This window comes from Streptococcus suis, assembly GCF_002960425.1.
GTDB lineage: Bacteria > Bacillota > Bacilli > Lactobacillales > Streptococcaceae > Streptococcus > Streptococcus suis_S.
Map to the genome: position 1 here is coordinate 1 of NZ_POIZ01000019.1, position 9,667 is coordinate 9,667.

Annotated in this window: 3 protein-coding genes; 1 reads left to right on the forward strand and 2 read right to left on the reverse strand. The window is 45.4% G+C overall.

The window, feature by feature from the left end:
• The coding region (locus C1G57_RS01305) for a YSIRK-type signal peptide-containing protein (RefSeq protein WP_105113417.1) at positions 1-8,713 on the reverse strand (8,713 nt) is incomplete at its 3' end.
• 175 nt (positions 8,714-8,888) lie between these two features.
• On the opposite strand from C1G57_RS01305, the gene C1G57_RS01310 reads away from it, so the two are divergent.
• A complete protein-coding gene (locus C1G57_RS01310; protein WP_105113418.1) occupies positions 8,889-9,419 on the forward strand; it encodes a TetR/AcrR family transcriptional regulator in 531 nt (176 codons plus the stop codon).
• Between the two features lie 62 nt (positions 9,420-9,481).
• On the opposite strand, the gene C1G57_RS01315 is transcribed toward C1G57_RS01310, so the two are convergent.
• The coding region (locus C1G57_RS01315; protein ID WP_193434477.1) for a transposase at positions 9,482-9,667 on the reverse strand (186 nt) is incomplete at its 5' end.

Genomic DNA, 9,667 nt, shown 5'->3' on the forward strand with positions numbered 1-9,667 from the left:
TGATGATAATGGTAGTACCGATAACCTTGTCTCCCTCACGAACTTCGATTTGTTCTACAAGTGGCGACTTGCCATCCTTACCGTCAACACCGTCTCTACCGTCTTTACCATCAACACCGTCTCTACCGTCTTTACCATCACGGATAAAGGTGGTTTCGCGACTGCCGTCTGGCTTAACGATAGTAATCGTTTGACCTGAATTGCCGTCTTGGTCAGTTCCTGGGGTCACTGTGACTTCTGAATTCTTACCATCGCGACCGTCTGCTCCATTACGGATGGTGGCAATTTCAGTACGTTCTCCTGTAGAAGATAGATTGTAAACTTTTACAGTACCATCAGTTTGACGTTCGGAAACGACAGAGCTGCCATTGGCACCATCGACACCATTACGGATGGTGGCAATTTCGGTGCGCTGACCTGTGGATGAGACATTGTAAACTTTTACACTGCCATCTGGTTGAAGTTCAGAAACGACGGAGCTACCATTTGCACCATCCTGACCTTTAGCGCCATCGCGACCATCGACACCATTACGGATAGTGGCGATTTCGGTACGCTGACCTGTGGATGAGACATTATAAACTTTTACAGTACCATCCGTTTGGCGTTCGGAAACAACGGAGCTACCATTTGCACCATCTTGACCTTTGGCACCATCGCGACCATCTGCTCCATTACGGATGGTGGCAATTTCAGTACGTTCTCCTGTAGAAGATACATTGTAAACTTTTACAGTACCATCAGTTTGGCGTTCGGAAACGACGGAGCTACCATTTACACCGTCGCGACCGTTGGTTCCATCTTGACCTTTGGCACCATCAACACCATTACGGATGGTGGCAATTTCAGTACGTTCTCCTGTAGAAGATACATTGTAAACTTTTACAGTACCATCAGTTTGACGTTCGGAAATGACAGAGCTGCCATTGGTACCATCGCGACCGTTGGTACCGTCGACACCATTACGGATAGTAGCGATTTCAGTGCGCTGACCTGTGGATGAGACATTGTAAACTTTTACACTGCCATCTGGTTGAAGTTCAGAAACGACGGAGCTACCATTTGTACCATCTTGACCGTTGGTACCGTCGACACCATTACGGATAGTGGCGATTTCGGTGCGCTCTCCTGTTGATGAAACATTATAAACTTTTACAGTACCGTCAGTTTGACGTTCGGAAACGACGGAGCTACCATTTGCACCATCCTGACCTTTGGCGCCATCGCGACCATCTACACCATTACGGATAGTGGCGATTTCAGTACGCTCACCCGTAGATGAGACATTATAGACTTTTACACTGCCATCGGGTTGAAGTTCAGAAACTACCGAACTTCCATTTACACCGTCGCGACCGTTGGTTCCATCTTGACCTTTGGCACCATCTACACCATTACGGATAGTGGCGATTTCGGTGCGCTCGCCTGTGGATGAGACATTATAAACTTTTACACTACCATCAGTTTGACGTTCGGAAACGACGGAGCTACCATTGGCACCATCCTGACCTTTGGCACCATCGATACCATTACGGATAGTGGCGATTTCAGTACGCTGACCTGTAGAGGAGACATTGTAGACTTTTACAGTACCATCATTTTGACGTTCGGAAACGACAGAACTTCCATTGGCACCGTCGCGACCATCGACACCATTACGGATAGTGGCGATTTCGGTACGCTGACCTGTAGATGAGACATTGTAGACTTTTACACTGCCATCTGGTTGAAGTTCAGAAACGACGGAGCTACCATTTACACCGTCGCGACCGTTGGTGCCATCTTGACCTTTGGCGCCATCGCGACCATCGACACCATTACGGATAGTGGCGATTTCGGTACGCTGACCTGTGGATGAGACATTATAAACTTTTACAGTACCGTCAGTTTGACGTTCGGAAACGACGGAGCTACCATTGGCACCGTCGCGACCATCGACACCGTTACGAATGGTGGCGATTTCGGTACGCTGACCTGTAGAGGAGACATTATAGACTTTTACACTGCCATCGGGTTGAAGTTCGGAAATAACGGAGTTGCCGTTGGTACCATCTATACCATTACGGATGGTAGCGATTTCGGTGCGATCACCTGTAGATGAGACATTGTAGACTTTTACAGTACCATCAGTTTGACGTTCGGAAACGACGGAGCTACCATTGGTTCCATCTTGACCTTTAGCTCCATCGCGACCATCGACACCATTACGAATAGTGGCGATTTCAGTGCGCTCTCCTGTTGATGAGACATTGTAGACTTTTACACTGCCATCGGATTGAAGTTCAGAAACGACAGAGCTGCCATTGGTTCCATCCTGACCTTTGGCACCATCACGACCGTTGGTACCATCAACACCGTTACGGATGGTAGCGATTTCAGTGCGCTCGCCTGTAGATGAGACATTATAGACTTTTACAGTACCATCAGTTTGACGTTCGGAAACGACGGAGCTACCATTGGTTCCATCTTGACCTTTAGCTCCATCGCGACCATCGACACCATTACGAATAGTGGCGATTTCAGTGCGCTCGCCTGTAGATGAGACATTATAGACTTTTACACTGCCATCTGGCTGAAGTTCAGAAACGACGGAGCTACCATTTGCACCATCTTGACCTTTGGCACCATCGCGACCATCGACACCGTTACGGATGGTGGCGATTTCGGTGCGATCACCTGTAGATGAGACATTGTAAACTTTTACAGTACCATCAGTTTGACGTTCGGAAACGACAGAGCTACCATTTGCTCCATCCTGGCCTTTGGCACCATCGATACCATTACGGATAGTGGCGATTTCGGTGCGATCACCTGTAGATGAGACATTGTAGACTTTTACAGTACTATCAGTTTGACGTTCGGAAACGACGGAGCTACCATTTGCTCCATCCTGACCTTTGGCACCATCGATACCATTACGGATAGTGGCGATTTCGGTACGCTGACCTGTAGAGGAGACATTGTAGACTTTTACAGTACCGTCAGTTTGGCGTTCGGAAACGACGGAACTACCATTTGTGCCATCTTGACCGTTGGTACCGTCGACACCATTACGGATGGTGGCAATTTCGGTGCGCTGACCTGTAGAGGAGACATTGTAGACTTTTACACTACCATCTGGTTGAAGTTCAGAAACGACAGAGCTGCCATTTACACCGTCGCGACCATTGGTTCCATCTTGACCTTTGGCGCCATCGCGACCATCGACACCGTTACGAATAGTGGCGATTTCGCTGCGCTCGCCCGTAGATGAGACATTGTAGACTTTTACAGTACCATCGGGTTGAAGTTCAGAAACGACAGAGCTGCCATTTACACCGTCGCGACCGTTGGTGCCATCTTGACCGTTGGCGCCATCGCGACCATCGATACCATTACGGATGGTGGCGATTTCGGTGCGCTGACCTGTAGATGAGACATTGTAAACTTTTACAGTACCATCAGTTTGACGTTCAGAAACGACAGAACTTCCATTTACACCGTCGCGACCGTTGGTACCATCAACACCGTTACGGATGGTGGCGATTTCAGTGCGCTCGCCTGTAGATGAGACATTATAGACTTTTACAGTACCATCAGTTTGGCGTTCGGAAACAACGGAGCTACCATCTGCTCCATTACGGATAGTGGCGATTTCGCTGCGCTCTCCTGTAGAGGAGACATTGTAGACTTTTACACTGCCATCTGGTTGAAGTTCAGAAACGACGGAGCTACCATTTGCACCATCCTGACCTTTGGCACCGTCACGACCATCGACACCATTACGGATAGTGGCGATTTCGGTACGCTGACCTGTAGATGAGACATTGTAGACTTTTATACTGCCATCTGGTTGAAGCTCAGAAACGACGGAGCTACCATTGGTTCCATCTTGACCGTTGGCGCCATCAACACCATTACGGATAGTGGCGATTTCAGTGCGCTGACCTGTCGATGAGACATTATAAACTTTTACACTACCATCAGTTTGGCGTTCGGAAACAACGGAGCTACCATTGGTTCCATCTTGACCTTTGGCACCGTCACGACCATCTGCTCCATTACGAATTGTTGCAATTTCAGTGCGCTCTCCTTTTGATGAGACATTATAGACTTTTACACTGCCATCTGGTTGAAGTTCAGAAACGACAGAGCTGCCATTTACACCGTCGCGACCGTTGGTGCCATCTTGACCTTTAGCACCATCGCGACCATCGACACCATTACGAATAGTGGCGATTTCAGTGCGCTCGCCTGTAGATGAGACATTGTAGACTTTTACACTGCCATCGGGTTGAAGCTCAGAAACGACGGAGCTACCATTGGTTCCATCTTGACCTTTGGCGCCATCCACACCATTACGGATAGTGGCGATTTCGGTGCGCTCGCCCGTAGATGAGACATTGTAGACTTTTACACTACCATCGGGTTGAAGTTCAGAAACGACAGAGCTGCCATTTGCACCATCGCGACCGTTGGTGCCGTCTTGGCCTTTAGCACCATCGCGACCATCAACACCATTACGGATAGTAGCGATTTCGGTACGCTGACCTGTAGAGGAGACATTATAGACTTTTACACTGCCATCTGGTTGAAGTTCAGAAACGACAGAGCTGCCATTTACACCGTCGCGACCATTGGTTCCATCTTGACCTTTGGCACCATCACGACCGTTGGTACCATCGACACCGTTACGGATGGTGGCGATTTCGGTACGCTGACCTGTAGATGAGACATTATAAACTTTTACAGTACCGTCATTTTGACGTTCGGAAACGACGGAGCTACCATTTACACCATCACGACCGTTGGTACCATCAACACCGTTACGGATGGTGGCGATTTCGGTACGCTCTCCTGTAGAGGAGACATTATAAACTTTTACAGTACCATCAGTTTGACGTTCGGAAACGACAGAGCTACCATTTGCTCCATCCTGACCTTTGGCACCATCGATACCATTACGGATAGTGGCGATTTCGGTGCGATCACCTGTAGATGAGACATTGTAGACTTTTACAGTACCATCAGTTTGACGTTCGGAAACGACAGAGCTACCATTTGCTCCATCCTGACCTTTGGCACCATCGATACCATTACGGATAGTGGCGATTTCGGTGCGATCACCTGTAGATGAGACATTGTAGACTTTTACAGTACCATCAGTTTGACGTTCGGAAACGACGGAGCTACCATTGGCACCATCCTGACCTTTGGCACCATCGATACCATTACGGATAGTGGCGATTTCAGTGCGCTGACCTGTGGATGAGACATTGTAAACTTTTACACTACCGTCTGGTTGAAGTTCAGAAACGACGGAGCTACCATTGGCACCATCCTGACCTTTGGCACCATCGACACCATTACGGATGGTGGCGATTTCAGTACGCTGACCTGTCGATGAGACATTGTAGACTTTTACACTGCCATCTGGTTGAAGTTCAGAAACGACGGAGCTACCATTTGCACCATCTTGACCTTTGGCACCATCAACACCATTACGAATAGTGGCGATTTCGGTACGCTGACCTGTTGATGAGACATTATAGACTTTTACACTGCCATCATTTTGACGTTCGGAAACGACGGAGCTGCCATTTGCACCATCACGACCGTTGGTACCATCGACACCGTTACGAATGGTGGCGATTTCGGTACGCTGACCTGTAGAGGAGACATTGTAAACTTTTACAGTACCGTCATTTTGACGTTCAGAAACGACAGAGCTGCCATTTACACCGTCGCGACCGTTGGTGCCATCTTGACCTTTGGCACCATCAACACCATTACGGATAGTGGCGATTTCGGTGCGCTCGCCTGTGGAGGAGACATTATAAACTTTTACACTGCCATCTGGTTGAAGCTCAGAAACAACGGAGCTACCATTGGCACCGTCCTGACCGTTGGTACCATCTACACCATTACGAATGGTGGCGATTTCGGTACGCTGACCTGTAGATGAGACATTATAAACTTTTACACTACCATCAGTTTGACGTTCGGAAACGACGGAGCTACCATTGGCACCATCCTGACCTTTGGCACCATCGATACCATTACGGATAGTGGCGATTTCAGTGCGCTGACCTGTGGATGAGACATTGTAAACTTTTACACTACCGTCTGGTTGAAGTTCAGAAACGACGGAGCTACCATTGGCACCATCCTGACCTTTGGCACCATCGACACCATTACGGATGGTGGCGATTTCAGTACGCTGACCTGTGGATGAGACATTATAAACTTTTACACTACCATCTGGTTGAAGCTCAGAAACAACGGAGCTGCCATTTACACCGTCCTGGCCTTTGGCACCGTCACGACCGTTGTAAATAGTCTGACGATTGATTTCACGACCATCACCATCACGAACAATGATGAGGGTTCCGATTACTCTACTACCATCCATCACTGGTAATTGTTCAATAGACGGAGTTTTGCCATCTCTACCATCACTACCATTTAAGATATTTCTACGGGAAATGATTTGTCCATCGCCATCTTTTACAATAACCGTTGTACCAAGAATACGGCCATCTTGACCTGTATAAGGTTGTAAATCTACACTCGGCGTTTTACCGTCTACACCATCACGACCATTGGTACCGTCTTTTCCATCGCGAATAAAGGTGGTAAAACTGCTACCATCTGGTCTAGTGACCGTAACATTGTGACCTTTTGTTCCATCTGTTGCAACAGCAGGAGTTACACTAATATCTGCATTTCGACCATCGCGACCGTCTTTTCCATCGCGAACAAATCGAGTATATCTGCTACCATCAGCGCCAGTAACTGTGATATTGTATCCTGGTGTGCCGTCCGCAGCTCGTGCAGGTTCAACAGTAATATCTGAATTTCGACCATCTTGACCTCGTTCCCCTTGCAAACCATCTGGGATAAAGACCTGTCGGATAATTCTACCGTTTGGACCATCTCTAAAGGTCAATTCCGTACCATTCACCAACGGCCCTCCATCTACAGAACCTTGTTTTCGAACTGTAGTCACATCAATATTCGGTGCTGCAACGGGTGCCTCTATACCATCTTTGATATTAACCTCAATGATTCGATTGCGAGCTGGAGTATGAGTCGTTGCTTGACCATATTCATAACGATGCGATTCCTCTGTACCATTTGCTCCAATGTAAGCAATCCGTTTAACAGGAATTTGCATCACCCCATTTGCACCCTCTTCAATTTGTCTAGTGAAACCAGGTGCCTGATCAGGCATTACAACGAAACGATATTCCGTTTGGAATGGAATCGGCATTGCAATCGGAGGCAGCGTTGTTGTGATTTCATTTTTACTTGGATTAGGATCAATGGTTACAACGCTCTTGTTCCAGAAGTAGTTGTCTGAAGAGAAGAAATCTTTAGTATTGTTAGCCCCGTTATCAACTGAGAACATACCAATGTGGTTATCAATACTCAAATCCCCGTTCCAGTTTCTAACAGGTACTGTGAACTTCACATTGAGTGGTCCATTCATCACCTGGGCATTTGTGTATTGGATAGGCGCTGTCGGACTGTAACCAGTAATGGTATTTCGACGTCCACCATTAACAAGATTTACCCTAGAAGTATTCCTCCCAGCAACAACCGTTGCAGCACTTGGCGCACCGTAGGCATTTCCAAGATTGACTACAAAATCAGCCACGTGAGTACCTGAACTACCACTGATTCCGTCTAATTTATAATTCAGTTCGAAATCCATGGTATTCCTGGTTCGGTTCGGCGTCACAGTCAAGGTGTAGTTTGCCGGACCATAGGCAAAGGTCTGCCCTTTTGCATTAACCACATACTTGTTCTGATTATTAGGTGTAATCAGTGTTTCTGACATGACCACCAAATTAAGTGGTTTTGGAAGGTTGGTATTGCCTAATTTATTTTGAATATAGAATTTTTTCTCAGCTTCACTGAAACCAGCTAAACTTTTGATTTCTTCTTCTGTCAACTGAACAGGATTTGGTCCTGTTTGTTGAGCAAGAATTTGATTGAACAGAGTAAGTTTCTCTTCTTCAGAAAGACCTAAAGTTTCCAAGTCTGCAAAACTCATATTAGCCAAGTCTAACTGACTCAAATCTCGAGCCTGCGAAGCCTGAGCATCTGTTTGAGTTTCTGCTGATCGTGTTGAACTTGCAATATTTTCTTTATTTGCTTCTGTTGCGTTGTTATTAGAAACAGGTGTAGCCTTCGTTATACTTTCTTCATTCGTTTCTTGTTTGACAACTTCTTGCTTATCTTCAACTTTTTCATCTGAGGATGAAGTTGACAATTTTGTTGGTACAGGATTAGTCTTCTCTGCGACATCCTGAGATTTAGGTGCTGCTACTTCTTGTTCTGAAGCAAGATTACCTTCTGGTTTAGTAGCAGTCGTTTCCTCTGTTTCTTTAGGTTGCTCAGCTACTACCTGCTCTGAACTCGGAACTGTTTCCGCTTTGACAGAAGTTGGCTCTACTGATTGTGCAACCTGTTCAGCTTCTGCTTGAGTCGAACTAGAGGCCGCTTCACTTACATCAGCAGTTGAATCAAGTGGTTTTTCAACCAGCTCGGTAGTTTGCGGTAACTGACCTGCTTCAATTTCTTCGGCAGCAGCTTTTAAGGCTCCACCACTGAACATAAATAAGAAACCGATTAAAACTGATGCCGCACCCGATTTAAACTTTTTAATAGTAAACCGTTGCTTCGAACGCAATGCTTCGTTTTCAAGCTCTTTATTATCAAAAAACATAAGAATTCCTTTCCATATTCCAACAACTTTTAAAAGAAATAGTTGCATGATTACAAAATACATTATATAATGTGTATAAAATGAATGTTTCACAAAAAATACATTTTTGTGCAGTGCATTTATTTTTTTCAATTTTTATTTATTAAATTTATAACGGAGTTATATATATATATATATGGAAAAGTATTTTACAACCAGCCAGAAATTTCTAGAAGCCTATTTTTACCTAACGAAATCCAGTGAAAAAGACAATTTCACTATTAACCAAATTGCCGACCAAGCTAATTTGAGCCGTCGGGTATTTTATCATTACTATAATTCCAAGGAAACCTTTTTGGAAGAAGCGCTTGAATATATCCTGAACGAGATTAATATTATTCTTGCGAAAGACCCAACCTTGAGCGATGATGTTATCGCTGAAATGCTGACCTTCTTGTATAATAATCGCTCAATCGCTGTGGATTTTGTCACCATTATCCCTCATATTTCTTTAGAAGTTACCAAGTATATTACCGAAGTTATTGAAAATTCCAGTATTCCTGATCTTCCAAAACAACTCGAACAGGCATATAAAATTCCTTACGAGTATGCCTTAACTGTTTATGTTTCAACCATCGACAGTATCATCAAGTATTGGATACAACATGGTTGTCAAGAATCACCTGAAACTATTCAGCGCTACATCTTGTCCATTGTGCGTATTTAATTCCACTGCCTTTAGCACAACTAGCTGGGGCAATTTGAAATGGGCGAGATAGAATTTTATAGTCAACTGAAACAAGAACAGGACAAAAATGCCTCAAGAAAAGTATCGCAATTTGACAATACTTTTCTGAGGTGTTTTTTGATATGAGCCCATGTTTTCTCAATGGGATTATACTCGGACGAGTAAGGAGGCAGAGGTAAAAGTCTATGTCCCTGCTCCTCGCATAAATCTCTTAGCTTACTCATCCT

Coding starts and splice junctions, on each gene's coding strand:
- C1G57_RS01310 (WP_105113418.1), top strand. CDS start 8,889: ATGGAAAAGTATTTTACAACCAGCCAGAAATTTCTAGAAGCCTATTTT.